General features: G+C 49.5%; 23 protein-coding genes and 2 other annotated features. Of the genes, 18 read left to right on the forward strand and 5 right to left on the reverse strand.

The window, feature by feature from the left end; genetic code table 11:
* Nucleotides 1-116 precede the first annotated feature (116 nt).
* Both cydD and cydC read left to right on the forward strand, forming a co-directional pair.
* The gene (gene cydD, locus KNO61_RS08605) at nucleotides 117-1,841 is read left to right on the forward strand and encodes a thiol reductant ABC exporter subunit CydD (protein WP_214814002.1); all 1,725 of its coding nucleotides are present in this window, start codon (nucleotides 117-119) and stop codon (nucleotides 1,839-1,841) included.
* Nucleotides 1,838-3,556 (forward strand): thiol reductant ABC exporter subunit CydC, encoded by a 1,719-nt coding sequence (gene cydC, locus KNO61_RS08610; RefSeq protein WP_214685286.1) that lies wholly within the window; start codon nucleotides 1,838-1,840, stop codon nucleotides 3,554-3,556. The genes cydD and cydC overlap by 4 nt, the downstream gene beginning before the upstream one ends.
* Nucleotides 3,557-3,808: 252 nt before the next feature.
* On the opposite strand, the gene KNO61_RS08615 is transcribed toward cydC, so the two are convergent.
* Both KNO61_RS08615 and KNO61_RS08620 read right to left on the reverse strand, forming a co-directional pair.
* Nucleotides 3,809-4,333, reverse strand: a complete 525-nt coding sequence (locus KNO61_RS08615) for a hypothetical protein (protein ID WP_214685288.1) — start codon at nucleotides 4,331-4,333, stop codon at nucleotides 3,809-3,811.
* Between the two features lie 128 nt (nucleotides 4,334-4,461).
* Nucleotides 4,462-5,538 (reverse strand): diguanylate cyclase, encoded by a 1,077-nt coding sequence (locus KNO61_RS08620; protein ID WP_214815328.1) that lies wholly within the window; start codon nucleotides 5,536-5,538, stop codon nucleotides 4,462-4,464.
* Between the two features lie 224 nt (nucleotides 5,539-5,762).
* Here KNO61_RS08620 and KNO61_RS08625 point away from each other — a divergent pair, with 224 nt between their 5' ends.
* The 6 genes from KNO61_RS08625 to KNO61_RS08650 all read left to right on the forward strand — a co-directional run bounded on the left by KNO61_RS08625 (nucleotide 5,763) and on the right by KNO61_RS08650 (nucleotide 9,840).
* Nucleotides 5,763-5,945 carry a hypothetical protein gene (locus tag KNO61_RS08625; protein ID WP_031422036.1) on the forward strand — a complete coding sequence of 61 codons (183 nt, stop codon included), beginning with the start codon at nucleotides 5,763-5,765 and terminating at the stop codon, nucleotides 5,943-5,945.
* Between the two features lie 82 nt (nucleotides 5,946-6,027).
* A complete protein-coding gene (gene msrA / locus KNO61_RS08630) occupies nucleotides 6,028-6,978 on the forward strand; it encodes a peptide-methionine (S)-S-oxide reductase MsrA (RefSeq protein ID WP_214687638.1) in 951 nt (316 codons plus the stop codon).
* Nucleotides 6,979-6,991: 13 nt separating this feature from the next.
* Nucleotides 6,992-8,278 (forward strand): DUF2252 domain-containing protein, encoded by a 1,287-nt coding sequence (locus KNO61_RS08635; protein ID WP_214872975.1) that lies wholly within the window; start codon nucleotides 6,992-6,994, stop codon nucleotides 8,276-8,278.
* A gap of 62 nt (nucleotides 8,279-8,340) precedes the next feature.
* Nucleotides 8,341-8,619 (forward strand): DUF5327 family protein, encoded by a 279-nt coding sequence (locus KNO61_RS08640; protein WP_078147766.1) that lies wholly within the window; start codon nucleotides 8,341-8,343, stop codon nucleotides 8,617-8,619.
* A gap of 108 nt (nucleotides 8,620-8,727) precedes the next feature.
* A complete protein-coding gene (locus tag KNO61_RS08645; RefSeq protein WP_214872976.1) occupies nucleotides 8,728-9,093 on the forward strand; it encodes a rhodanese-like domain-containing protein in 366 nt (121 codons plus the stop codon).
* A 114-nt stretch (nucleotides 9,094-9,207) separates the two neighbouring features.
* On the forward strand, nucleotides 9,208-9,840 hold the full coding sequence (locus tag KNO61_RS08650) for an HAD family hydrolase (protein ID WP_031422042.1): 633 nt from the start codon (nucleotides 9,208-9,210) through the stop codon (nucleotides 9,838-9,840).
* A gap of 51 nt (nucleotides 9,841-9,891) precedes the next feature.
* Here the strand turns inward: KNO61_RS08650 and KNO61_RS08655 are convergent, their stop codons facing one another.
* A complete protein-coding gene (locus tag KNO61_RS08655; RefSeq protein ID WP_214685298.1) occupies nucleotides 9,892-11,304 on the reverse strand; it encodes an NAD-dependent succinate-semialdehyde dehydrogenase in 1,413 nt (470 codons plus the stop codon).
* Nucleotides 11,305-11,396: 92 nt separating this feature from the next.
* Here KNO61_RS08655 and KNO61_RS08660 point away from each other — a divergent pair, with 92 nt between their 5' ends.
* Both KNO61_RS08660 and KNO61_RS08665 read left to right on the forward strand, forming a co-directional pair.
* Entirely contained in the window at nucleotides 11,397-11,909 is a 513-nt protein-coding gene (locus KNO61_RS08660; protein WP_214685300.1) for a glycerol-3-phosphate acyltransferase, read from the forward strand.
* Entirely contained in the window at nucleotides 11,906-13,489 is a 1,584-nt protein-coding gene (locus KNO61_RS08665; RefSeq protein WP_214872978.1) for a GNAT family N-acetyltransferase, read from the forward strand. The genes KNO61_RS08660 and KNO61_RS08665 overlap by 4 nt, the downstream gene beginning before the upstream one ends.
* On the opposite strand, the gene KNO61_RS08670 is transcribed toward KNO61_RS08665, so the two are convergent.
* Nucleotides 13,428-15,065: an ABC1 kinase family protein gene (locus tag KNO61_RS08670; protein WP_012727504.1), complete on the reverse strand. Its 1,638-nt coding sequence runs from the start codon at nucleotides 15,063-15,065 to the stop codon at nucleotides 13,428-13,430. The genes KNO61_RS08665 and KNO61_RS08670 overlap by 62 nt on opposite strands.
* 93 nt (nucleotides 15,066-15,158) lie before the next feature.
* Here KNO61_RS08670 and KNO61_RS08675 point away from each other — a divergent pair, with 93 nt between their 5' ends.
* The 3 genes from KNO61_RS08675 (at nucleotide 15,159) to KNO61_RS08685 (ending at nucleotide 18,060) form a co-directional block, all read left to right on the forward strand.
* On the forward strand, nucleotides 15,159-15,764 hold the full coding sequence (locus tag KNO61_RS08675; RefSeq protein ID WP_012727503.1) for a trimeric intracellular cation channel family protein: 606 nt from the start codon (nucleotides 15,159-15,161) through the stop codon (nucleotides 15,762-15,764).
* Between the two features lie 12 nt (nucleotides 15,765-15,776).
* Complete coding sequence (locus tag KNO61_RS08680; RefSeq protein ID WP_214685306.1) at nucleotides 15,777-16,142, forward strand: DUF423 domain-containing protein; 366 nt, start codon at nucleotides 15,777-15,779, stop codon at nucleotides 16,140-16,142.
* Nucleotides 16,143-16,563: 421 nt separating this feature from the next.
* Complete coding sequence (locus KNO61_RS08685) at nucleotides 16,564-18,060, forward strand: murein hydrolase activator EnvC family protein (protein ID WP_214872981.1); 1,497 nt, start codon at nucleotides 16,564-16,566, stop codon at nucleotides 18,058-18,060.
* Between the two features lie 83 nt (nucleotides 18,061-18,143).
* Here the strand turns inward: KNO61_RS08685 and KNO61_RS08690 are convergent, their stop codons facing one another.
* Nucleotides 18,144-19,457, reverse strand: coding sequence for an amino acid permease (locus KNO61_RS08690; protein WP_251025538.1), 1,314 nt, complete (start codon nucleotides 19,455-19,457; stop codon nucleotides 18,144-18,146).
* A gap of 242 nt (nucleotides 19,458-19,699) precedes the next feature.
* Nucleotides 19,700-19,928, forward strand: a binding site (T-box leader).
* Between the two features lie 48 nt (nucleotides 19,929-19,976).
* Nucleotides 19,977-20,204: a binding site (T-box leader), on the forward strand.
* Nucleotides 20,205-20,259: 55 nt separating this feature from the next.
* Between KNO61_RS08690 and trpD the strand changes: the two genes are divergently transcribed.
* The 5 genes from trpD to trpA are packed head-to-tail and all read left to right on the forward strand — an operon-like array spanning nucleotide 20,260 to nucleotide 24,485.
* On the forward strand, nucleotides 20,260-21,249 hold the full coding sequence (trpD, locus tag KNO61_RS08695; protein ID WP_047794781.1) for an anthranilate phosphoribosyltransferase: 990 nt from the start codon (nucleotides 20,260-20,262) through the stop codon (nucleotides 21,247-21,249).
* Nucleotides 21,246-22,007 carry an indole-3-glycerol phosphate synthase TrpC gene (trpC, locus tag KNO61_RS08700; protein WP_214730199.1) on the forward strand — a complete coding sequence of 254 codons (762 nt, stop codon included), beginning with the start codon at nucleotides 21,246-21,248 and terminating at the stop codon, nucleotides 22,005-22,007. The genes trpD and trpC overlap by 4 nt, the downstream gene beginning before the upstream one ends.
* Nucleotides 21,983-22,537: a phosphoribosylanthranilate isomerase gene (locus tag KNO61_RS08705; protein ID WP_078147756.1), complete on the forward strand. Its 555-nt coding sequence runs from the start codon at nucleotides 21,983-21,985 to the stop codon at nucleotides 22,535-22,537. Before trpC ends, KNO61_RS08705 begins: the two co-directional genes overlap by 25 nt.
* Complete coding sequence (trpB, locus tag KNO61_RS08710; protein WP_214730200.1) at nucleotides 22,534-23,721, forward strand: tryptophan synthase subunit beta; 1,188 nt, start codon at nucleotides 22,534-22,536, stop codon at nucleotides 23,719-23,721. Before KNO61_RS08705 ends, trpB begins: the two co-directional genes overlap by 4 nt.
* Complete coding sequence (trpA, locus tag KNO61_RS08715) at nucleotides 23,718-24,485, forward strand: tryptophan synthase subunit alpha (protein ID WP_214872983.1); 768 nt, start codon at nucleotides 23,718-23,720, stop codon at nucleotides 24,483-24,485. Before trpB ends, trpA begins: the two co-directional genes overlap by 4 nt.

A 24,485-nucleotide genomic window follows, 5' to 3' on the forward strand; every position in this document is an offset into this window, starting at 1 on the left:
TCAGGAGAGGGCGTCTTTTGCATGTCGGAACGAGCGGAGCGTTCGCTTCAAGACGTGTCATATTGTATAATTAGTGATGAATCTCACAAAGCAATCGGATTGTGAATAGAGAAAGGATGAATGCAGTGAAACGACTGCAAGCCCTTGCGTTCGCCGAGCGAGGTCACATCATCGGACTGGTATTGTCTGCGGTCATGATTGGACTATCGATTTTGGCGCAAGCGTATTTAATCGTCGACATCGTCGACCGAATCTTTTTAAAAGATGAATCATTTGAAACCGTCGTTCCGGCGTTAATTTGGCTCGTCGTCGCCCTATTGGCACGAGCACTTTTTGGATACGTCTCCGGACGAATCGGAGCGAGTTTATCGGAAAAGGCGAAGCAGACGTTGCGTCTGCAATTGCTAGATCGCTATGCCACGAGCCCGGTCGAGTCGTCTTTGACGGGACAATCTGGGAAGAAGGTCAGTGTGTTTCTAGATGCTGTTGACGAGGTCGATGCCTACTTCAGTCAATACTGGCCACAAGTAATCCAAACCTCGATTATCCCGCTTCTGATTTTGGTTGTCGTCTTCAGCCAACATTGGATTTCAGGTGTCATCATGATGGTGACGGCACCGTTTATCCCTTTGTTCTTTATTATCATTGGGATTGCGACACAGAAAAAATCTGAGGAACAGATGGAGAAGATGAATCAATTTTCCGGAAAGTTTTTGGATGTCTTACAGGGTTTGACGACACTTAAACTCTACAACCGGACCGAACAAGAAGCGAAAGCGATTGAGAAGAGCAGTCTCGACTTTCGGGATGCGACGATGGTCGTCTTAAAGACGGCATTCTTATCGGGCCTCATGTTGGAATTCATTTCGATGCTCAGTACCGGCGTTGTGGCATTAGAAGTCGCGCTACAGATGGTCGTTTGGGAGAACCTGACGTTCTTCTCAGGATTCTTGATTCTTGTGTTGGCGCCAGAGTATTACTTGGCCATCAAAGACCTGGGCAGCGCCTTTCATACGGGACGTGGCAGTATGGGCGCAGCAGACCGAATCTTTGACGTATTAGACGCCCCGGATGATCGCATTCAGTGGGGGACAAAGTCGCTTCGTTCACGGACACCGGACCTTGAGCTTGAAGAGATATCGTTTGAGTACGCTGGTGGGCGCTTTTCCCTTCAGCCATTGAGTGGTCGCATCTCGTCCGGCACCCACCTTGCGTTAGTCGGCGCGAGCGGTTCCGGGAAGACGACTGTCCTTAACGTGATCTCAGGACTTTTGCAAGTGAAATCAGGGCGCGTCCTCGTGGATGGCGAACCCTTGCATACGTATAAGGAATCTGCCTGGTATGGAAATATTGCGTATATCTCTCAAAATCCGTATCTGTTCGCCGGGACACTCGCCGAAAACATTGCTTTAGGTGAAGTGGCTGACGAGCGTGCGTTACTCGAAGCAGCCGAGGCAGCTGGACTATCCGAGGTGATTGACCAGTTGCCGAACGGGATCTGGACAGAACTCGGAGAAGGTGGGTTTGGACTATCTGGTGGGGAACGGCAACGCCTTGCACTCGCACGTGCTTTCTTTAAGCGACCTGGTATTTTATTGTTTGATGAACCGACGACCGGTCTCGATTTGAAAACAGAGCGGATTGTCAGACGCTCGATTGAAGAGCTGTCAAAAGGTGCAACGTTAATCACGGTTGCGCATCGTCTGCATACAATCAAAGAGGCAGACACGATTTGGTTCATGGATGATGGGAAGCGAATCGCAGAAGGGACGCATGAAGTGTTACTCGCTGTCCCAGAGTATGCGGAGTTGTTTGCACTTCAGAAAGGGGTGAGCCGATGAACTCGCTTTGGACGATTACAAAATGGATGATGCGCGAAAAGAAAGACATCCTCCTCTCCATCTTCTTTGGATATGCAGCAGGGATTGCAGCGGTCGCCCTCTTCGCGGCAAGTGGCTATCTCGTATCACGGGCAGGGCTCGTCCCGCCCCTGTATGCACTCATGGTACCGGTTGTCTTAATTAAACTGTTCGGTGTCATCCGGGCAGGAAGCCGTTATCGGGAACGCCTCGCCTCACACCGGGCGACGTTTACGATTTTAAGTGAGTTGCGCGTCCGGTTCTATCGTCAGTTAGAGCCGCTCGTTCCGTCCATCTTTGCGAAATATCGGAGCGGCGATTTGCTCGCACGCGTCGTCGGGGACGTCGAGAGTCTTCAAAACTACTTCCTTCGCGTGTTTTATCCGCCGATCATTCTCGTACTCGTCTTTTTGAGCACCATCTTCTTTGTCACCTTCTTCTCGTTTGCGGTCAGCCTATGGATCTTGTTTGGTGTACTCGTTACAGGATTCTTGATTCCGCTCGGATTTGCACGAATCCGTGCCCATCACGATGAGACGATTCGTGGATTGCGCGGAGATGTGTCGATTCAATTGACAGAGATGCTGTTCGGATACCGGGATTTAAAACTTCATCACCAACTCGATCGCACGAAACAAACTGTCTATTCGCATAGTGAGCGTTACATGGAGGCAGAGCGGAAAGACACGACGAATCAGTTCTTCAATTCGGCGCTCGTCGTTGCCGCTTCCTTATTCGTCTCATGGGGCGTCTTGGCCATCGGTGCGTATCAGGTGGTAAATGGAGACCTGAACGGGTTGTTCTTGGCAATGCTGATCATGATGTCGCTCACAGCGTTTGAGAATACGACGCCGATGGCCGTGTTCGCCGGTCACTTTGCAGACAGCAAGCAAGCAGCGGATCGTTTGTTTGAAGTGACGGAGCCGAGTGAAACGATTGAGGCGCGTGAGGCGAAACGTCAAGACGTGACGTTTACGGCCGCACCGTCCATTTCATTTGACCATGTTCGCTATCGCTATCCAGACACGTATCGAGATGTGATAGATGAGGTAACGTTACACATACCGAGCGGTTCGAAGACGGTAATCGTCGGACCGAGCGGGTCAGGGAAGTCGACGTTACTTCAATTGCTAATGGCTTTCGTTCGGACGGAAGACGGCACGATTCGGTTGGATGATTACAATATGAACGATGTCAAACAAACATCTATTTGGCAACATGCAAGTGTTGTCTTGCAAGACAATCATTTCTTTTACGGAACCGTACGGGAAAACCTGGCGTTAGCCGGTGACTTCACAGATGAAGCGATGAACGTAGCACTTGAGCGCGTCCGTTTGTCATTCTCGCTAGACGAACCGGTCCTGGAGAAAGGGGCAAACTTGTCAGGTGGAGAACGTCAGCGCCTCGCCATCGCACGGGCACTTCTTAAAAACGGACTTCTTTGGTTGCTTGATGAACCGACATCGGCACTCGATGCAGGAACGGAGGCCCATGTCTTTTCTGAATTGCTACAGCAAGCCGGAACAGGCACACTCATTCTTGTCAGTCACCGTTTGACGGGTCTCGAAACGTTTGATCAGATTATCGTCATGGAAGCTGGACGGATCGTCGAGGTCGGTTCTTATGAGGAATTGATGACGAAACGTGGCATGTTCTATGAATTGAAACAAATCGAACAAGAAGTGTTCGCATCATGAAAAAGACGAGCAGCCCCGTCGGTGGGCTGCTCGTCTTGTTTATGGCAAATATGGGTGCAACAAATGGGGGTTGTCGCAATGCTTTCAAAAAGAGTGTCGTGGAGGGGAATCCACGTGACGTGATATGTTTGGGGAACGTGCACGCCAAGCTTTTGGGAAGCTACAACTAGAGTATAGTTGATAACGATTCTCATTGTCAATAAGAATAATAAAAAATCCATACGTGCGAACACGCATGGATTGGGTCATGAATTAATTCGAGGCTAGGCCTTTTTGAACCGTGAATCGAATCAAACTGAACAAGTATCTCGTGAAGAAGAGAGCGAACGCATAGAATAGCGCAATGAACGGTGACTGAAGATCAATCCCCGGGATGTTCATCAAGAACTCTAGAACGAGAATAGAGAGTAGGAATACGTAGAGAGCGGCATCTAAATAAAGTGGCATGAGACGACCGCGTTGATGCCAAAATGTGCGGACGAGTGGTGCCACGGTCATCCCGATGATCCGTTCCGCAAAGCCGATACTGAGAACGGCGATGATGAATGCTGGGATCGTGTTAAAGCTCACCAAATCCGAGAATACAAAACCTGAAATCAACAAGAGCGGACCGATGATAATCATCATCGAAAGTGAGGTCCGGAAGAAAATCCACATGTTGTTCTGAATCGAACGAATCCCCCCGATTGCCGATTGTTGAAGTGTCTTTCCACGTCTATAATCAATCGCGAACGAGCCGATAAACATAATTCCAAATAAAGATAACAAAACTGACATGAACGATGTTTCCCCTTTTCTGAATAAATCATGATGTATCGATCTGAATCAAAGTCTAGCCTAGTTTAACGATTCATTTCGAGAAAGTAAAGCGAGAAAACGCGCTCAAGTGTGAAGAGTTTGACACATTAAGAGGCGAGGATGAAACGATTCCGACCGGACTCTTTTGCGTGATATAACGCTTCATCTGCATGTTTTAACACACTGTCGATTTCAATATCATTCGAATGGCAAGCTCCAAGCGAAACAGTGATGTGGAGCGTACCGGCACTCGTCTCGAACGGGAACGTTGAAACCTTTTCTCGAATAGATTCAGCAAGCTGCGATACTTCTTCTCGATTAGCATGGGGCATGACGATTAAAAATTCTTCGCCGCCGAAGCGACCGACTAAATGGCGCTCATTGCTCTCATTCACGAGGAGCATGCCGAGCTCGCGCAAAACATCATCTCCGACGTCGTGACCGTATGTGTCATTCACCCGTTTGAAATGATCGATGTCGACCAAAATCAATGCGTATTCTTCTGCCTCGACCGTCAAGTTGGCCATGGCTTCGTTCAAGAGACGCCGATTGGCAATCCCGGTGAGCGCATCTGTACGCGCTAGTTGCTGTTGATGTTGGACGTTCTCAAAGTGACGGCGTAGTTCGAGCAGTAATCGATAGGCGGCGCAAGCTCCCCCGTAAGACATTAACATGTAGACGATTAAGACGGGATAGAACAAGTTTAGTGGAAGCGCGGCATAAAGCGCTGCCCCAAAAATGGCAATACTGATCGTAGTGAATACGAGCAAAGTAGGCCGAGTATTATCCATGCGTTTCCGTAAAAGACTTGTTAAGACAACTAACGTAACTATTGTGGCGATGGCTAGATAGAGACCGAGCATGGTACCGTCTGTAAAGAACAGAACTAGGGAACGACCGATTAATAATATGATACCTGCGACAGCACCACTCACCCATCCCCCGAATAGAACGGCAAGCAAAACGGGAATATTACGTAGGTCGATGAGTATCCCTTCGAGCGGTAAGGCATTTACCAAAAGGAGGATGGCAATCAATCCGGTCTGTACCCCGAGTAAAACCCTTCCTTTCAAAGGAGACTGTGGAGTTAAACGAGGTCGATTGCGAAACGGTAAAAAGGAAATCGTGAAGAGCGTGAACAAGATACACAGGTTGATAAAGAACGCATTAATGATTGTGAGCATCGAGGCTCCCCCTTATCCCGTATGGAAATATTTAGTTACAGTATATAGCATCTAGTTGGAAACAGACAGGAATAACCTGCTTGCGGAAAGAAGCTCTCTTGAATGACTATTCAAGCAAATCGTCTTGGAATCCTTTTGGATTTATTCAAGTTCTTCTCATCTTTTAGAACTTTCGTTATGGAAAATCGAAAGTTTGGTATGATAAGAGAAAAGGAGGACTGTCCGTGCGTTACTGGGATCATTTTAAGCGAGCGTTTATTCCGATTGCGCTCATTTTGATTGGATTAGCGATCTTTTATACTTTATCAGCTCGAGATAACATGGTGTTGACGCTTTTAGGGGCTGCGATTGTTGGAGTCATCTTATTTTTGGTGATGCGTCATGTGAATCAGGTGGAAGAGGACTGAAGCGAGAACACATTTTGTGGTTCTCGTTTTTTGTTGTCTTGCCACATTTTTGGGTACACTACAAAGTAAGGAGGGATTTATCATGGCAAAAGCTACATTTGCGGGAGGCTGTTTCTGGTGCATGGTCAAACCGTTTCATAAATATGAGGGAGTGGAGCGTGTCATTTCTGGATATACAGGAGGACATGTCGACAACCCGACGTATCAACAAGTCTGTTCGGAGACGACAGGACATTTAGAGGCGGTTGAAATCACATTTGATCCAGAAGTCATTTCGTATGAGGAGTTGCTACGCATCTATTGGCGTCAAATCGATCCGACAGATGGCGGAGGGCAGTTCAATGACCGCGGTGAATCGTACCGTCCAGCCATCTTCTATCATTCAGAAGAGCAACAGGCTGCAGCGGAGCGTTCGAAACAGGAAGTGGAAGATTCGGGTCGCTTCGATCGTTCGATTGAAGTCGATATCCGCCCTGCGAAAACGTTCTGGGAAGCGGAAGACTATCATCAAGACTACTATAAAAAAAATCCGTTCCGCTATGAGATGTACCGTGTCGGTTCAGGACGCGCGAAGTTCATCAAAGAGGCATGGAGCGATCGTAAACAACAACAAGCACTTCGTGAACGCCTGACACCGATGCAGTATAAAGTGACGCAAGAAAACGGGACAGAGCCACCGTTCCAAAATGAATATTGGGATGAAGAACGAGAAGGGCTGTACGTGGATATCGTTGACGGGACACCACTCTTCACATCGCACGATAAGTTTCAGTCGAATTGCGGATGGCCGAGCTTCTCACGTCCAATCGAGGAGAAGCGCGTCGATTTGAACATGGACACGACGCATCACATGGTACGGACAGAAGTCCGTTCAAAACAAGGGGACAGTCACCTTGGTCACGTGTTTGATGACGGTCCAAAAGAGCTTGGTGGCTTACGCTATTGCATCAACTCGGCCGCTCTCCGATTCGTTCCTGTAGAAGAGCTTGAAGAGGCGGGATACGGGGAATATAAACACTTATTCAACAAGTGAAGGGGAGAGCCGTATGTTCACAGCCGTCAAACAACAAATTCGGTGCGAGACGATTGGGACCGTCCTTGATTTTTACGACCAGTCGATTCGACAGCTTTCGGAAGAGGCGAGACAAGAGAAGTACGCGAAGATGAGTTCAAGCCCGTTCTCGTTCTTTCGAGGGAGCTCACACTTGTTCTACTACGACTTTGCGAAAGTACCGATCGCCTTTGACACAGGTCCTGACCATCCGATGTTCATTCAAGGAGACTTACACTTTGAAAATTTCGGTGTGTTCGAAGACGGGGCCGGTACCATCATCTATGACGTGAACGACTTTGATGAGGCGTATATCGGGTCCTATCTGTTCGATTTGTTGCGGATGGCGGTCTCTGTCGATTTGTTCGCCGCCGAGTCAGGATTCGACGGCAAGGCAGCCATTCAAGCGTTTGCTGAGTCCTATGCCAAAGCCATTGAAAAACATGCGCTTGGACGGAGTGAGCATATTCAATTCACGAAAGATAATACGTGTAAAGCGGTCAAAAAAGTCATAAAAAAAGCGGAAAAGAAGAAAGATGAATTCATGTCCGAACGGACGGAGGTACGGGACGAGGAACGTTATTTTTCGACGAGTGACGACCTGCTCCCCGTCTCTTCAGAAGTACGGGAGAAAATTGAAGCGGCATGGGGCGATTATCTGTCTTCATTGTCAGACCAACACCGACATCATGCCGATCACTACGAAATCAAAGATATCGCCATCAAACTTCAGAGCGGCACGGCTTCGATTGGTTTAGAACGCTACTATATTTTGATTGAAGGTGCCGACGAAGAACATGATGAAGATGTTATTTTAGAGATGAAGCAAGCACAGTCCGCCGTCCCGTCTCTCTTTCTTCCGACACATCCGCTGTTTGAGAACGGATTGTCGCATCAAGGCGCTCGTGTCGTCGCCGCACAACGAGCAATGGTCCACAGTCGTGACCCGTATCTCGGCTATTTGACAATCGACGATAAAGAATATTATGTGAGGCAACGTTCTCCGTATAAGCGGAAAGTGAAAGCGAAACACATGAAAGATGAGACGTCGCTCATTGAGACGTTGAAAGTGCAAGCGCAAATCACGGCGAAGATTCACGCACGGGCCGATGCGTCATCGAATGTGCTCGATTATACGGCAAGCGAACGAATCGCGGCGGCAATCGGTGACTCCCCGTCCCTGTTTATTCGACAGTTATCGAGATGGGCTGATTTTTATGCAAATCAAGTTCGTTTTGACTATGACGCCTTTTTAAATTGGGTCGAGTCAAGGAATCGTTAAAGATACTTGCGAATCGAGGATGAAATCCTTCACAATGGAAGCGTAAAGGATGTGTACGGACTATGATTACAGAACAACAAGTCATCGCCCAAATGCGTCAGGTGATGACACAGATTGAGTCGTCAACCGGCGAAGCGCAAAAGCGTCATTTGGCAAAGTTAATGGGTTTTTGTGAACTCTTGTTAGCGGAGACGTCTGAAGCAAAAAGCGTTGGGGCATCACAGTCCCCGACCGTGACAAGTGAAACGAAACCTCCGCTTGATCGTCAGATGGCCGCTTTTCTCGGGATTCCCATGGAAGAAGACGAACAACCTAAATCCGATTCATTGCTCGATTTTTGAACCACATGTGATGCACATGTGGTTTTTTTGTGGATTCATTTTCATTGACTTAAATACCATAGGGGGTATAATGGGTACAAGAAACGAAATGTAAATGGAGGCGTGAATATGTTGGACTTTCTTTTTGTGGCAGTCGTCATTGGACTTGTGTATTTCTGGTGGAGTCGTCGTAACAATGTCAAAACGGTTTCGACAGACGATTTAAAACGGAGAATCGCAGAAGAACGGAACATTCAATTGTTGGATGTGCGTGAGCCGCATGAATACCGCGGGGGACATATCAAGCTGGCGAAAAACGTACCTTTATCCGGATTCGGTAATGCTCAAGCGAAATATCCGAAAGAAAAGGAGCGTCCTGTCTATGTCATCTGTCAGAGCGGGATGCGTAGCCAACGCGCGGCAGCGATGCTGAAGAGTGCCGGATATACCGACGTCTATTCTGTAAAAGGTGGCATGAACTTCTGGCGTGGATAATAGAGGCGACTGGACGAATCGGTTCAGTCGTTTTTTTGTCATCACGTTTTCTCTTTTGCATTTTCGGGGATTCTGCTACGGTAAGGAGAGAGTGAAAGAGAGGGGATCAATCCAATGGCAGTAATTTTATTTGATATCGATGGCACGTTAGTAGATACGACCGGACCGATGACAAAGGCGATTCATGAGGCACTCGAGGAGCTTCCTCATCTTCCGAAACCGAGTGAAGAGGCGGTCCGTTCAGGATACGGCTTGGCAGGTAACGCGTTTTGGGAGCATGTCATCCCGGAAGCGACGCTTGAAGAGATTCGTCTCATTCGCAGACTCCGTCATACGACGCTTGAGCAAACGATGGAAGGACAAAATGTCTTATTTGACGGAATTCGTGAGATGTTGGAGACACTTCACGAGCAAGGTCATACGCTGACGACAGCGAGTAACTGCGGTGTTCATTATATGAATTTGATTTTAGATACGCAACAGATTCGTCCATATATGACGGCACCCGAATGTTTAGAATCTGTTGGGGGCGAGAAGAAGGCAGACATTCTGACAGCGCACCGTGTCCGGCACGGAGAGGCGGACTATATTATGGTCGGTGATCGTAAATCGGATGTCGAAGCGGCTCGCGCTCATGACTTCCCCGTCGTCTTGACAGGATTCGGGTTCGGTAACGAAGAAGAGTGGGCACTTGCAGATCACGTGATTCAATCTCCACACGATTTAGTCGAGTGGGTCAACCGATAAGAAAAGGCTTGTCGCATATCAATGTCGACAAGCCTTTTTGTATACCTATACTCACAATCCGAGAGAGATGTATTTTACTTCTAAAAATTCCTCAATACCGTGATGACCGCCTTCACGACCGAGTCCGCTCTCTTTCCAACCACCGAAAGGCGCTTGCGGCGTTGACGGAAGTCCGTCATTCACACCGACAATCCCATACTCTAACGATTCAGCTAAATAGATCGCTTCATTGATGTCTTGCGTGAACAGGTAAGCGGCTAAGCCAAATGGCGTGTTGTTCGCCCGTTTGATGACTTCATCGAGTGAATCGAACGTCGCAATCGGTGCGACAGGTCCGAACGTCTCTTCGTTCATACAGAGCATGTCTTCATTCGCATAACGGATGACGGCAGGACGGATGAATAAGCCGTCTAGCACCTCGCCACCGTACACTTCACCGCCACGAATCTGTGCGTCCTCAATATGCTTTTCGACTTTACTGAGCGCATCGTCATCGATGAGCGGACCGATGTCGACACCTTCCTCTAGTCCGTTGCCGACTTTCAACGCTTCGACTTCTTTAATGAAACGCTCCGAGAATTCATCGACGACGGCGCGTTCGACATAGATTCGGTTCGCGCAGACGCACGTCTGTCCACCGTTTCGGAACTTTGTGGCGACCGCTTGCGGAACAGCCTTATCTAAATCCGCTTTGGCCGTGACGATGAGCGGGGCATGTCCACCGAGTTCGAGTGAAATCTTTTTCATCGTGTCCGCAGCGTCACGCATGAGCATTTTTCCGACTTCCGTTGATCCTGTGAACGTCAATTTTCGGACCCGTTTATCTTGTTGCCACGCTTTGACGATATCTGAAGCTTGTCCAGTGACAAGGTTGATGACCCCTTTTGGGAATCCGGCCTTCTCCGCTAATTTGACCAATTCGATGGCGGTCAACGGGGTCGCCGATGCTGGTTTCATGACGACCGTACAGCCTGCAGCGAGCGCTGGAGCGACTTTCCGTGTGATCATGGCAGCTGGGAAGTTCCAAGGTGTGATGGCTGCGATGACGCCGACCGGTTGTTTGATGGCAAAGATCCGTTTCTGGTTTGATGAAGCAGGAATCGTCTCTCCGTACACGCGTCGTCCTTCTGCCGCATACCAGTCGATGAATCCATTTGCATAGTTGATTTCACCGATTGCTTCCTTGAGCGGTTTCCCTTGTTCCTCGACCATCGTTCGGGCAAGCTCTTCTGTATGTTCTGCAATCAAACGATGCCACTCATTGAGTAGCTCCCCTCGTTCTTCTGCTGTTTTTTGTTGCCATTCTTGTAACGCCTCATGTGCAGCATCGACGGCTTGTGTCGCTTCTTGTGTATCACTTTTTGTCACGACGGCCATCACATTGCCTGTAGCCGGATTGCGTACCTCGATCGTTTGTCCCGTTTCTGTCCATTCCCCATTAATGAAATTTTTCTCTTCTCGCATCTTGATTTCCCCTTTCCAAAAAGTGCACAGTTAATTAGAGGATACCCGTTTTTCTGAAACGCACACAAATTTCCAAAAAATGAGGGGATACTATGTGGATCATCATCATAGGCTATTTAGTCGGAAGTCTGCTCGGGGGCAGACTGTATGGGGTGCTAAGTGGACATGATTTAGCGACAACTGGTTCGAAGAATACCGGTGCACGCAATGCACATCGCATCGGTGGAGTGAAGGCGTTTCTCATCGTCTATGGATTCGACGTGCTCAAGACGATTCTCGTCCTACAGATGAGCGGATTGTATTTTTGGGAGACGGCGTTCGCACTCACGCTCGGGCATATTTATCCATTTTGGCGAATCCGTGCAGGTGGGAAGGGATATGCCGTTTTTTCTGGAATCATATGGGCATATGACCCGTGGTGGTTTATTGGGGGTCTTGCTATCTTGTTACTCTTAATCAAATTAACAGGGAACTCTCGCGAGACGGGACTGGTCATGCTCATTTTACTTCCGCTCTCTGCACTTTGGAATGTCGAAAATGTCATCTGGGCCACGCTGATTACGATTCTTATTATCTATCATCATGTGAAGGAGGAAAAAGCATGATTGTGTACCGAAAAGCCGAAGTATCAGATTTTGAAGCGATACATCGGTTGAATTACGAAACATTCGTCGAAGAGATTCCGCAACATCCACCGAATCAGAAAAGGCGACTTGTCGACCGATTTCACGAAGAAAATACATATTGGATCGGGGAAGCGGATGGTGAAGTGGTCGCCATGTGTGCGTTACGTGGCAAACGGCCATTTTCATTGGAACAAAAGGGTGTGCGCATTCCTGAAGGGGATTGGATCGAGATTCGTCTGCTCGCTGTGACTAAACCTTATCGGCGCAATCGGACGTTCGCTGGATTGATGCGCGCGGTCATCGACGATGCGACAGAGCGTGATGTTGATGGCATCGTCATCAGTGGAACGACACGTGAACAAGTGCTCTATCGTCGATTTGGGTTTGTCCCATTTGCGGATCCAATCGGTCCTGAGGAAGCACGATATGTGCCGATGGTGTTAACGCGTTCGGCTTTTTATGAATCCAAATCAGCGTCGATTCTACGCCCGAAAAGTTTACTAGCAGGACCCGTTGAATGTTCGGAACGCGTGAGAGAACGACTCTCCATGCAGCCGCGCCCACATCGTTCAAATGAGACGGGACGAGTGCTTGAAGCGGTGCAACAAAAACTGGCGGAACGAATCGGACTCCCGCATGTCTATACGCTTCTTGGAAGTGGGACGGTCGCCAATGATGCGGTCGCGGCTCGATTGGACGGACACGGGCTCATATTCAATGCGGGTGAATTTGGAGAACGTTTGATTGACCATGCCCGGCGTGTCGGTCTGTCTTTTGACGTGGTCTCAGTGGACCAAGAGGGGCAGTGGGATATTTCTCAACTCGAGCGCATTGCACCAGACTGGGTATGGACGGTTCATTGCGAAACATCGTTAGGGATTTTCATCAATCTCGACCCGCTCCATACATGGCAAGGCATTATCGCCATTGATGCGATCAGTGCCGTCGGAACGCTCGTTTATGACTATTCATTTGCGGACTACGTGACCTTCTCTTCAGGAAAGGCGTTACGGAACGCCCCGGGTCTCGCGTTCGTCGCAATGAAGCATCCGGCGATTGCGACACCACATACAGCGCGCTATTTGGATTTATCGCTCTATCAGCCGATTGCCTTCACACAATCGGAACCACTTCTTGCAGCGATGGCGATCGCGCTGGATGAGTTGACAGAAGAAGAAGTCGTTTCGCATTCTGTGAAGATGAATACGTTGCTTAATGCCTTACAAGAGAACGGTTTGACGGTCGATGTGTGTCCTGCTCAGTCACCTGGCATCATCACGATTCGAGTACCGTGCGAGCTGTCCTCGGTCGAGCTCGGGCGCCAACTGTCGTATCAAGGCTATCTCGTTCAGTATGAGAGTAACTATTTGAAACGGGCGAACGTCATTCAAGTATCGACCATGGGTTGGACGACACCTCGCATGATGCGTGACGTCGGTGCTTATATCGCACAATGGATTCGACAAAAAACCGCCACTTCTGAAAGTGACGGTTCGCTTATACTCGAAAGTCTTGGCGTGCCAAATGACGAATCTTTCGTCCGAGGCGTCTCCAATTGAAATAAGCTAAAACGGAGACGACGCCACCTGACCAAAAGAGCCATTCATCCGGTCGGATATAACCGAGTAGCCCGACGAGCAGGCCGAGCAAGATGACGATGGCATTGAACGTCTGGCGGTGCAAGAGTTCCTTGGATTCTAGGGTTCGTTGGAACATGGCTTGCTCCGACAGGCGTTTTCGTGTCGGTTCTTTTAAGTAATTATCGAGAAGCGGAGGAACGTTTAACAGTTTCTTCGCATAGTTGATTCCGGTCTTCACGTAACGATTTTGAAGCGTTGTCCCGTCCTCCTCGAGCCATTCGATGACAATCGGTTTCCCGAGTGTGAACAGGTCGATTTTTGGGTCGAGGATTTGCAGGATCCCGAGTAAGGTCGAAGCGGCACGACCGAAGAAGGCAAATTCCGCCGGGAGCTGAATCGGTTCGTTTTTGACAAGCAATTGAATGTCCTGTAACACCTTCTCAATCAACTTCGTATCGACGGTGTCGATGTCTGTTTCTAAGTAGAAGGTGACCGCCTTCTCTAGCGCTTGGCGAATATTTTGTTTGTTCGCCGTCGGTAAGAGGAATCGCAAGTCTTCTAATCCATCGACGATGCTATCATAGTCGAGCGAGATGAACGCCTGTAAGATATTCCGAATCGTGGCCATGTCTTGTGCCGTCGTCTGTCCGACCATACCAAAATCGAGGAGGATGATGGTTCCGTCTGCCCGAATCTGGACGTTTCCGGGGTGTGGATCGGCATGGAACTGTCCACCAAACAGTAGCTGTTCAGCAGCGAGTGTGAAGAGTCGTTCAGCAAGTGCGGAACGGTCGATTCCATTTTCCTTTAAAAAGGCGAGGTCGGTGATCCGGCGTGCGTCGACCCAGTCCATCGTCAAGACGCGGTTCGTACAGAGATGCTCGTGATAGTCCGGGATATAAACGTCTCGGTTATCCGCGTATTTGGCTTTAAAATACAGGGCATTTTTTAATTCGGTTTGAAAATTTAGTTCATCCCCGATGACAAAAATCATCTGGCGATATAAGCTATCTAAGTCGGTTGATTTAGCGAGGGATGTCCGCTTTAACATCGACGTGACAATTCGCATGGCACGGAAGTCGGTCCGGATGATTTTTTCGATATTCGGACGCTGGATTTTGATGGCGACCCGTTTGCCGTTTTCGAGCAGCGTGGCACCATATACTTCCCCGATGGAAGCCGAGGCGACGGCATCGATGCCGACGTCTTTGACGACTTGTGAGTAAGGCACGCCCCATTCCGCTTCTAGAATCGCGCGCGATTTCTCCCAACCAGACGTCGGGACACGGTCGACGAGCTCTGATAGCTCGTTCAAGACGGCGGGTGGTAGCAAGTCTGCACGAATTGATAAGAATTGTCCGAGTTTGATTAACAAGCCCTCGAGCCGTAGCGCGTTTCGTTTGTATTCACGCGCGAGCTTGAGCATGAGTGCTTCATATTCTTCTGTCGTGGCGACGCCTTGTTGTTGTTTGCGTGAAAAGGCGTACAGCCGAATGATGAATCGGGCGAACATGGTGACGATAATCCATATGCGGAACAAAGCGATACGTTTCATTGTAATACCGACATCCTTTACGACAGTCGCACGACTGACCTGAATTTTTGTAACTATACTTTACCATACAATGCGTTGAAGAAAGGGCAAGGGATGTTCATGGAGTGGGAATTGCTCAACGTCGTCGGAACGATTGCGTTCGCGGCGAGCGGAGCCATCATTGCGATGGATGAAAAATACGATATTTTTGGGGTGTGGCTATTGGCGTTTATCACTGCCTTCGGAGGTGGCGCGATTCGAAACGTCCTGTTAGGAAACCCCGTCAGCTTAATTTGGCAACAGAATGATTTATTTATTTTATGTTTTCTTGTCGCACTCCTCATCTTCCTGCTCCCGAGTGTCGTATTGCCACATTGGGAACGCTGGGGTGTCATTGTCGACGCCATTGGTCTCGTTGCGTTTGCCTTTCAAGGGGCACAAGTCGCCATCAAGCTTGATTTACCTTTATCTGCTGCGATTGCGGCAGCTGTCTTGACCGGCGTTGGCGGAGGTGTGGTCCGGGACTTATTGGCCGGACGCAAGCCTCTCGTCTTACAGTCTGAGGTGTATGCGATTTGGGCGATTCTCATTGCGGTCATTACGTATTACTTCAAGCTCGAAGGTGGCCTTGCCGTCTACGCACTTTTAATTGTCGTCGCGACACTCCGAGTGATATCCTACTATCGGAAGTGGAATTTACCAGCACGAAAAGTCAGATAAGGGGGAACGGAAATGAAGATCTTATTAATGATTGGTGCCGGTTTGATGGCACTCGGTGTGGCACTTGGTGCGTTCGGCGCACATGCGCTAAAAGAAAGATTGGCGCCAAACATGTTGGCAAACTGGCAGACAGGTGTGCTCTACCACATGGTGCACGCACTTGGAATCATCGGGATTGCGGCACTCCTCATGCGTGTGAGCATCAGCCAGTTCAACGTGGCTGGATGGCTCATGTTTGCGGGAATCATCTTCTTCTCAGGAAGCTTGTACGTCATGGCATTGACGGGAATTACAAAACTCGGAGCCGTGACACCGATTGGCGGCGTGTTATTCATCGCTGCCTGGATTTTTGTCATCGTCGGTGCGATGAAACTATAACTTGAGAATCCATGTATTCGATATCCATGCTTTTGCTCATGTTCACATGTAGCGACGGCATGGATTTTTTTGATGAGTCATCCTATTAATTGGAAAAGGGATATGCGGTTCCATGCGCTTATTATTTTAAAATAGGGTAAATTGTTCTCTATTTACATAAAACATTACAGAAAGATGTCAAATCGAACAGTCTGAAAAGGTATTGGTAAATAATAAGTTCTATGCATTCATTGTCTGCACCTTTGTTCTTGCGTAATAAAATTGAAATATAACTTTAACAGGAAAATATCTATCAGTTAGATATAATTAGTCGTGTTGAAACTCAACCAAATGATCGTTTTTGTTACATACTGAAACGGCTTTAAATATGTAGTGTAGTAGGTACTCACGTTTGTCATTTAAGAAAGGATGTACCCCATTCATGAATTGGAAACGCACAGTCTCGACGTTGACGCTCGGTGTGATGCTCATCAGCACACATACAGTTGCGGATGCATCGACTTCGATTAAAGAGAAGCAAGAACAACAACAAAAAGTAAAAGAAAAGCGCGACAGTGTGAAAAAAGACCAGTCAGAAACATCTTCAAAAATTGAAGTGAACAAGGAAGAGATTTCAAAAGTTCAGGCTGAGGTCAATAAAATGGACGCGCAATTGCAAGACATCATCAATGATGTCGCCATGAAACGCCAAGAAATCAAGCGCACCGAGATGAAGATTGAGGATCTTGAAGCCGACATTAAAGATTACCAAGAAAAAATGAAGGCGCAAGAAGCGATGATGAAAGAGCGTATGGCCACGATGCAAAAGAACGGTGGCGGATCAATTAACTGGGCTGAATTCATCTTCGGTTCAAAAAATCTCTCTGATCTCGTGACACGTATGATCACAGCTGGAACGATTCAGCGTAGTGACCAAGAGTTGTTTGATGACTATGAAGCGACACAGCGTTCGTTGAAAGAAGCGCAGGCTGACTTGAAAGCAGAGCGTGCTTCACTTCTTGAACAACAAAAAGCACTCGAAGTGCGTCAAGCCGAGCTTGAGAAGAAAATGAAGCAACGTGAAAAACGCATCAAAGAGCTTGAAGAGAAGAACATCAAGTTCGAATCGCAAATCTTTGACCTTCAAGAGATTGAAGCAACATTAGTCGCTCAAGAACAGGCGATCGCGGCTGAAATCGAAGCGCAACGTCGCGAAGAAGAGGAAGCCCGTCGTCGTGCGGAAGAGGCAGCTCGTCAAGAGGCGGCACGTAAGGCGGAAGAAGCCCGCCAAGCAGAAGCTGCACGTCAAGCTGAGGCTGCTCGTCAGGCAGAGGCGGAACGAGAAGCGGAAGCGGCTCGTCAAGCTGCTCAACAAAAACAAGACAATAAATCGAATACCCCGTCTTCATCGTCTTCAAACAACACGACACCATCAACGCCAGCTTCAAAACCGGCACCGGCGCCAACGCCAGCTCCGAAACCAGAGCCAAAGCCGGCACCGACGACATCGACGCCAGCACCGTCTAGCACGATGTTCATTCAACCAGCTTCAGGACGCTACTCGCAAGGATGGGGTCCGGCAAGTGGTGCGTATGGTTACACGTTCCATAACGGTGTAGACATCGCCGGTCCAACAGGGACACCGATTCGTGCATCTGCGACAGGTACGGTCATTCGTGCAGGTTGGGGTGGTGCATACGGCAACCACGTCATGATCGCGCACGTCATCAACGGTCAAGTTTGGACGACGGTTTATGCGCACATGAACTCGGTATCTGTCAGCTCTGGACAGCGTGTGACGCAAGGGTCGAACATCGGGACGCTTGGAAACACAGGGAACTCGTCAGGTCCGCACTTGCACTTTGAGATTCATAAAGGCGGCTACTCATACTCGGCAACGAGTGCAGGTAGCACGGTCAATCCGCGTCAGTTCTTCTGATGCATCAACCAAAAAGCTCCTTTCGATTGCGAAAGGAGCTTTTGTGCGTAATAAATCCCTCCGCTGTCGCGAAGGGATGCTTGTTAATTGGCTTGTTCGATATCGCTTGGACGATCTTGTTTTTTACGCATTTGTTCACGCACGTAATAGATGATCGTCAATCCGATCAACCAAGGTACGCCGAATTTCAGCAAGATGTTGAAATCCGTGAACCATGTCGTGATCATCAGGCTGAGCAGTAAGACCGCCCCGAGCAATGGGAGGAATGGATATCCCATCATGCGGACAGGGAGTTTTCGCCCAGTCCATTTCTTACGGAAGAACAAGTGGGAGACGAAGACCATGAACCAAGTGAAAATAGCTCCGAACATCGAGATTCCCATCAAGAATGGATATGACGACTCCATGAATACTTGTAGCAAAGCGGCGAGGACGATCCCGCCCGTTGAAACGAGTAGCGCGAACATCGGGATCCCATTTTTGCTGATTTTTTTGAACGCTTTCGGTGCATCGCCGGCTTCCGCGAGCGAGTACATCATACGTGTCGACGCGTAAAGCTGCGCGTTCATCGCAGACAAGGCGGCGATTAAAATCACAAAGTTGAGGATGCCTGCCGCGAACGGGACATCAAACTGTTCCATGACGAGCACGAATGGACTTTGGTCGATCCCGGCTTGCTGCCATGGGATAAGCATGAGCATGATCGCAAGCGTGATGACATAGAAGAACGTCAAGCGGAACACAGTCGCACGTAAAGCGCGTGGTACGGCTTGGTCCGGGTCTTTCGCTTCACCGGCTGTGACAGCGACGAGCTCAGTTCCAAGGAAACTGAAGAGGGAGATGAAAATCGTCACCCACATTCCGTAAAAGCCGAACGCGAAGAAGCCTTCGTTTCCTGTCGTGATTGACTCAATCGGTGATCCTGGTTCGCCGAACAATGTGGCGGCACCGAGAACGATGAATAGGATAATGGCAGTTACTTTTATGAAGGATAACCAGTATTCAGTCGTTCCGAACGTGTGAACGTGACGGGCGTTGACGTAAATGAGTAATCCACCGAAGAGGGCGACCCAGACGAACCCATTCACATCGGGGAACCAGTAGCGCATGTAAATGGCGATGGCACTGACTTCAACTCCTACAGCCAGTACGTTTGCGACCCAGTAAGAGTAACGGACGAGAAAACCAGCGAGTGGATGAACGTATCGCTCGGCAATCGTTCCGAATGATCCAGATGTTGGATGGGCAACCGTCATTTCGGCGAGAGCACCCATGAGTAAGAGGACGATGAACGCCCCGATGGCATAGCTGACGAGCACGCTCGGACCAGCGGTTTGAATCGCGAGACCGCTTCCTAGGAACAGCCCGGTTCCGATGGCACTCCCGAGGGAAATCATCGTAAGTTGCCGGGTGGACAGCTCGCGTTTTAGTTTGTTTGTTTCCAAAATCGATTCTCCTTTAGCTGAGTGAAATGTTGTTGTGGACGACTATAGCAGACGAAAAAAAACAATGTCAATTCGAAAAATCGATGAAGGTTTCTCATTTTTGGATGCACATATAGAGGCAAAGTTTTTATATTTTTTTTATTTGACATGGATTCATCTGCCCTGTATAGTACGAATTAACTTAACTGAAACGAATAAAGGCGTCGACGAAGAGAAGTAACGACGAATCCTGTATGACAGAGAGCTGATGGTTGGTGCGAATCAGTATATGGGACGTCGCGAATGGACTTCTGAGCTCTAAACCGAACTTTGAGTAGGCTTTAGCGGGTTACCCACCGTTATCACGGGGAAGCGGATGATTGTCCGTGAAGTGGGTTCTTTGGAACCAACGAAGGTGGCACCACGGGGTTACTCGTCCTTCTTATAGCGCAGGCTATGAGGAGACGGGTGACCCCTTTTTCGTTTCAACAATATAAATCGAGGATTGAGAAGAGTAGCGCGAGAAGACGTTTCGTCCAGAGAGTCAGGGATGGTGAGATCCTGACCGAGGCGTCCGCGTGAATGGGCTCATGAGAGCATGGCTGAAGAGAGTAGGTCGTGACGGTTTCCCCCGTTATCGGGATACGATGTGATTGCATCGGAGAGTGGATTCTTTTGAATCAACGAGAGGTGGCACCGCGGTCTTGAACCGTCCTCCATACGACGACTGTCGTGTGGAGTTTTTTTATACACATTTTTAGAGGGGGAACCGACGATGATTCAACAATTGGAGACAAACGCATTATCAACAGCAGATATGAAAGTGGCAGCCAGCGAAATGTTCCAAGCGGATGAAGCGCAAATCGAACGAGTGCTTTTGGCGATGAAAGAGCGCGGTGAGACAGCAGAAGAGATGGCAGGACTCGCGGCATACATTCGTGAAGCGGCACAGTTCCCCCAGAGTGATTTACCCGTACTCGATGTGTGTGGTACCGGCGGCGACGGGGCGCATACGTTCAACATCAGTTCGACCGTCGCCTTTGTCCTGGCTGGTCTTGGGATTCCGGTCGCCAAGCACGGGAATCGAAGCGTCTCGAGTCGATCCGGGAGCGCGGACGTCCTAGAGGCACTGAACGTTCCAATCGTGAAGACGGCAGCGGAAGTACATGCTGACTTGAAACGGACGAACTTGAGTTTCCTCTTCGCCCAGCATGTCCATCCGATTATGAAGCACGTCATGCCGGTCCGGAAACGACTCGCGACGGCGACCATCTTCAACCAAATCGGACCGTTAACGAATCCACTTCGCCCGAAACGACAACTTGTCGGTGTCTATCATCCATCATTGCTCGAGAAGATGGCGACCGCGATGCGTCATCTCGGCGTGGAGCGCGGCATGGTCGTCCATGGTGCAGGTGGACTCGATGAAGCGAGCCTCGCCGGTGTGAATGACGTATATTTCTTTGATGGGGAACAGACAGCGCGTTACGCGGTCGACCCACGAGATGTCGGCTTGATGCGGGCGCCGCTTGAAGCGCTACGTGGAGGCACACCAGAAGAGAACGCCGCGACACTTCTTGCCGTATTGAATGGAGAGTCGGGACCGGCACGCGACGTCGTCTTATTGAACGCGGCACTTGCCCTTTGCACGTATGGTACGACCGCAACGCTTCGTGCAGGAGTGAAAGAAGCAAAACGTAGTATCGATGAAGGGCACGCCTTACGGGTATTACAAAACTTACAACGTACGGAGGTCGAAGCATGAGTTATTTAACGAAAATCATCGGAACGAAAATAGAAGAGGTTAGCGGCATGCAGCCCATCGATGTCCCCGTGACGAAGCCAATCTCTCTCTTACATGTGATGAGCGAGGGATTCCATATCATTTCAGAGATCAAACGGTCGTCCCCGTCGAAAGGAATGATTCGGGAGACGGTCGACGTCGCTAAACGAGCACGTCAATATGAAAAGGCTGGTGCGACGATGATCTCCGTTTTGACAGACACGACGTACTTTAACGGTTCTTTTGACGATTTGCGACAAGTTGCCGATGTCGTCACCATCCCGGTGCTCTGTAAAGATTTCATCATCGATGAACGACAACTCGACTATGCGAAGCATTACGGGGCGAGTGTGGCACTTTTGATCGTGGCGGCACTCCATCCGACACGTCTTCAGGAGTTGACGCGATATGCGCGCTCCATCGGTCTCGACGTCTTAGTGGAAGTACATGATGAGGCGGAGTTGCGCATCGCCCTCGAACTTGATGACGTGTTGATCGGCATCAATAACAGAGACTTAAAAACGTTCGAGGTATCCCTCGAAACATCGATTGATTTGATGAAACGCTATCCTGAGGTCACATTCGTCAGCGAGAGCGGGGTCAGTTCGGTCGAGGCGGCTGCGCGTTTACAAGAAGCTGGGGCAAGCGCCATTCTTGTCGGGGAAGCACTCATGCGTGAAGAGAACCCGACCCGGTTACTCGAGGAGTTGAAAACATGTTCGTTAAAATCTGTGGACTAAAAACAAAGGAAGCTGTTGAGGCGGCGGTCGAGGCGGGAGCGGATGCAATCGGGTTTGTCTTCGCCCCGAGTTCCCGTCAAATCGACGTGGCGACTGCGAAGACACTGGCCGCACACATCCCGGAATCGGTTCGAATCGTTGGTGTGTTTTTAAGTCCTTCAATGGAAGAGATTGAGGAAACGTTGAATGTAGGACTGACGGATTTACAAATTCACCATCGGACGCAGTCAATGGAACAACTCCGTATCTTCGGATTGCCCATCATCGATGCGTCGACCGAGGAGACGGCAGATGTACGATTGATGGATCATCCGAATCCGGGAAGTGGACAGGTGTTAGACTGGGGTGCAATCGACCGGCCGCAGCGTCCGTTTTGGCTAGCGGGCGGGCTATCCCCGGAGAATGTGAGACAAGCGATTCAACTCATCCAACCAGACGGCGTCGACGTCTCGAGCGGTGTCGAGACGGACGGTGTGAAAGATATCGAAAAAATTCGTGCGTTCATTCAACGCGCCAAGGAGGAACTATGATGTATGCACAACCAGTGAACGGGAAGTTTGGACAATATGGTGGGAAGTACATTCCAGAGACGCTCATGCAGGCGGTCGAAGAATTAGAGGTCGCTTATGAAGAGGCGAAGCAAGATCCTGAGTTTCAAGAACGATTCTCTTCCTTATTACGTGAATACGTGGGACGTGAGACGCCACTTTATTATGCGTCGAACCTAAGTCGTCGCCTCGGGACGAATGTCTATTTGAAACGTGAAGACTTGAACCATACCGGTGCCCATAAGATCAACAATACGATCGGGCAGGCGCTCCTGGCGAAACGGATGGGGAAACAGAAAGTCGTTGCGGAGACAGGCGCGGGACAACACGGTGTCGCGACGGCAACAGTATGCGCACTACTCGATTTAGAATGTACCATCTTCATGGGTGAGGTCGACGTCGAGCGACAAGCGTTGAACGTGTTTCGGATGGAACTTCTTGGGGCGAAAGTCGTCCCTGTCAAATCAGGAAGTCGCACCTTAAAGGATGCCGTCAATGAAGCGCTCCGTTACTGGGTCAAACATGTCGACGATACGCACTATGTGATGGGTTCTGTTCTCGGACCGCATCCATTTCCGCAGATGGTACGTGATTTCCAAAGCGTGATCGGGACAGAGACACGTGGTCAAATCCTCGAACAGACGGGACGCCTTCCGGATGCCGTCGTCGCTTGTGTCGGCGGAGGGAGCAACGCCATGGGGATGTTCTATCCGTTTTTAAACGATGAGTCGGTCGCGCTCTACGGTGTCGAAGCGGCAGGAAGTGGCATTGATACGGATAAACACGCAGCGACCCTCACAAAAGGGGAAGTCGGTGTCTTACACGGGTCGCTCATGTATGTTTTGCAAGACGCAGCGGGTCAAATCGAGGAAGCGCACTCCATTTCAGCTGGACTCGATTATCCAGGGGTAGGACCGGAGCACAGTTTCTTGAAAGATATTGAGCGGGTGCGCTATGCGGCCGTCACGGATGACGAGGCACTCGATGCGTGTCTCGCACTCAGCCGACAAGAAGGAATCATTCCTGCATTGGAGTCTTCACACGCCCTTGCTTATGCAGAGACGCTCGCGAAGACGATGGGAGAAGACGATACACTGGTGATTTGTTTATCAGGGCGCGGAGACAAAGACGTCCATACAATCCGAGAGAAGGTGGCGACACGATGAAACTAGAGACAGCGATTCGACAGCGAGAAGGAGCGGCGTTCGTTCCGTATATCATGGCCGGTGACGGCGGGATGGACCGGCTCATCCCGACCGTCGTGGAACTAGAACGGATGGGTGCGACGGCGATTGAACTCGGGATCCCCTTCTCTGATCCGGTAGCGGATGGACCGATTATTGAGGCGGCAGGAATGCGCGCGCTTGAAGCAGGTGTGACGCTTGAAATGGTATTGAACCATTTAATAGAAGGAAATGATCAATTTAACGTTCCAATCGTCTTGATGACCTACTTGAATCCAGTGTTTCGGTTCGGGGTCCAACCGTTCTTTGATCGGGCGAACGAATGTGGGGTGAGCGGGGTCATTATTCCTGACCTTCCGTTTGAGGAGAGTCTCCAGTTATTCGCAGATATTAATCGGCATGACGTCGCCGTCATTCCGCTCGTCACGTTGACGAGCAGTGAGGCGCGGACAACGTCCATCTTAGAAAAAGCAGAAGGATTCGTGTATGCGGTCACGCTCAAAGGAACGACCGGGAAAGCGGATGTATTCCCGGACGAGCTTCTCGCCTACTTAACTCGATTGACTGAGCAGTCCCGTGTTCCCGTCTTAGCAGGATTCGGAGTCCATCGTCCGGAGCAAGTGCAGACGTTGGGACAAGCGTGTGACGGTGTCGTCGTCGGGAGTTTCATCGTCGAGGCACTTCATGAAGGACGGACAGAAGATGTTGAGACGTTGATTCAATCAGCAAAACACTTAAACGCATAA

The sequence above is a fragment of the Exiguobacterium sp. s140 genome, assembly GCF_018617035.1.
GTDB classification, from domain to species: domain Bacteria; phylum Bacillota; class Bacilli; order Exiguobacteriales; family Exiguobacteriaceae; genus Exiguobacterium; species Exiguobacterium profundum.

Excerpts from the sequence above, each read along its gene's own strand:
- cydD (WP_214814002.1), top strand. The coding sequence starts at position 117 with ATGAATGCAGTGAAACGACTGCAAGCCCTTGCGTTCGCCGAGCGAGGT.
- cydC (WP_214685286.1), top strand. The coding sequence starts at position 1,838 with ATGAACTCGCTTTGGACGATTACAAAATGGATGATGCGCGAAAAGAAA.
- KNO61_RS08615 (WP_214685288.1), bottom strand. The coding sequence starts at position 4,333 with ATGTCAGTTTTGTTATCTTTATTTGGAATTATGTTTATCGGCTCGTTC.
- KNO61_RS08620 (WP_214815328.1), bottom strand. The coding sequence starts at position 5,538 with ATGCTCACAATCATTAATGCGTTCTTTATCAACCTGTGTATCTTGTTC.
- msrA (WP_214687638.1), top strand. The coding sequence starts at position 6,028 with ATGGCAAAAGCTACATTTGCGGGAGGCTGTTTCTGGTGCATGGTCAAA.
- KNO61_RS08635 (WP_214872975.1), top strand. The coding sequence starts at position 6,992 with ATGTTCACAGCCGTCAAACAACAAATTCGGTGCGAGACGATTGGGACC.
- KNO61_RS08640 (WP_078147766.1), top strand. The coding sequence starts at position 8,341 with ATGATTACAGAACAACAAGTCATCGCCCAAATGCGTCAGGTGATGACA.
- KNO61_RS08645 (WP_214872976.1), top strand. The coding sequence starts at position 8,728 with ATGTTGGACTTTCTTTTTGTGGCAGTCGTCATTGGACTTGTGTATTTC.
- KNO61_RS08650 (WP_031422042.1), top strand. The coding sequence starts at position 9,208 with ATGGCAGTAATTTTATTTGATATCGATGGCACGTTAGTAGATACGACC.
- KNO61_RS08655 (WP_214685298.1), bottom strand. The coding sequence starts at position 11,304 with ATGCGAGAAGAGAAAAATTTCATTAATGGGGAATGGACAGAAACGGGA.
- KNO61_RS08660 (WP_214685300.1), top strand. The coding sequence starts at position 11,397 with ATGTGGATCATCATCATAGGCTATTTAGTCGGAAGTCTGCTCGGGGGC.
- KNO61_RS08665 (WP_214872978.1), top strand. The coding sequence starts at position 11,906 with ATGATTGTGTACCGAAAAGCCGAAGTATCAGATTTTGAAGCGATACAT.
- KNO61_RS08670 (WP_012727504.1), bottom strand. The coding sequence starts at position 15,065 with ATGAAACGTATCGCTTTGTTCCGCATATGGATTATCGTCACCATGTTC.
- KNO61_RS08675 (WP_012727503.1), top strand. The coding sequence starts at position 15,159 with ATGTTCATGGAGTGGGAATTGCTCAACGTCGTCGGAACGATTGCGTTC.
- KNO61_RS08680 (WP_214685306.1), top strand. The coding sequence starts at position 15,777 with ATGAAGATCTTATTAATGATTGGTGCCGGTTTGATGGCACTCGGTGTG.
- KNO61_RS08685 (WP_214872981.1), top strand. The coding sequence starts at position 16,564 with ATGAATTGGAAACGCACAGTCTCGACGTTGACGCTCGGTGTGATGCTC.
- KNO61_RS08690 (WP_251025538.1), bottom strand. The coding sequence starts at position 19,457 with ATGATTTCCCTCGGGAGTGCCATCGGAACCGGGCTGTTCCTAGGAAGC.
- trpD (WP_047794781.1), top strand. The coding sequence starts at position 20,260 with ATGATTCAACAATTGGAGACAAACGCATTATCAACAGCAGATATGAAA.
- trpC (WP_214730199.1), top strand. The coding sequence starts at position 21,246 with ATGAGTTATTTAACGAAAATCATCGGAACGAAAATAGAAGAGGTTAGC.
- KNO61_RS08705 (WP_078147756.1), top strand. The coding sequence starts at position 21,983 with ATGTTCGTTAAAATCTGTGGACTAAAAACAAAGGAAGCTGTTGAGGCG.
- trpB (WP_214730200.1), top strand. The coding sequence starts at position 22,534 with ATGATGTATGCACAACCAGTGAACGGGAAGTTTGGACAATATGGTGGG.
- trpA (WP_214872983.1), top strand. The coding sequence starts at position 23,718 with ATGAAACTAGAGACAGCGATTCGACAGCGAGAAGGAGCGGCGTTCGTT.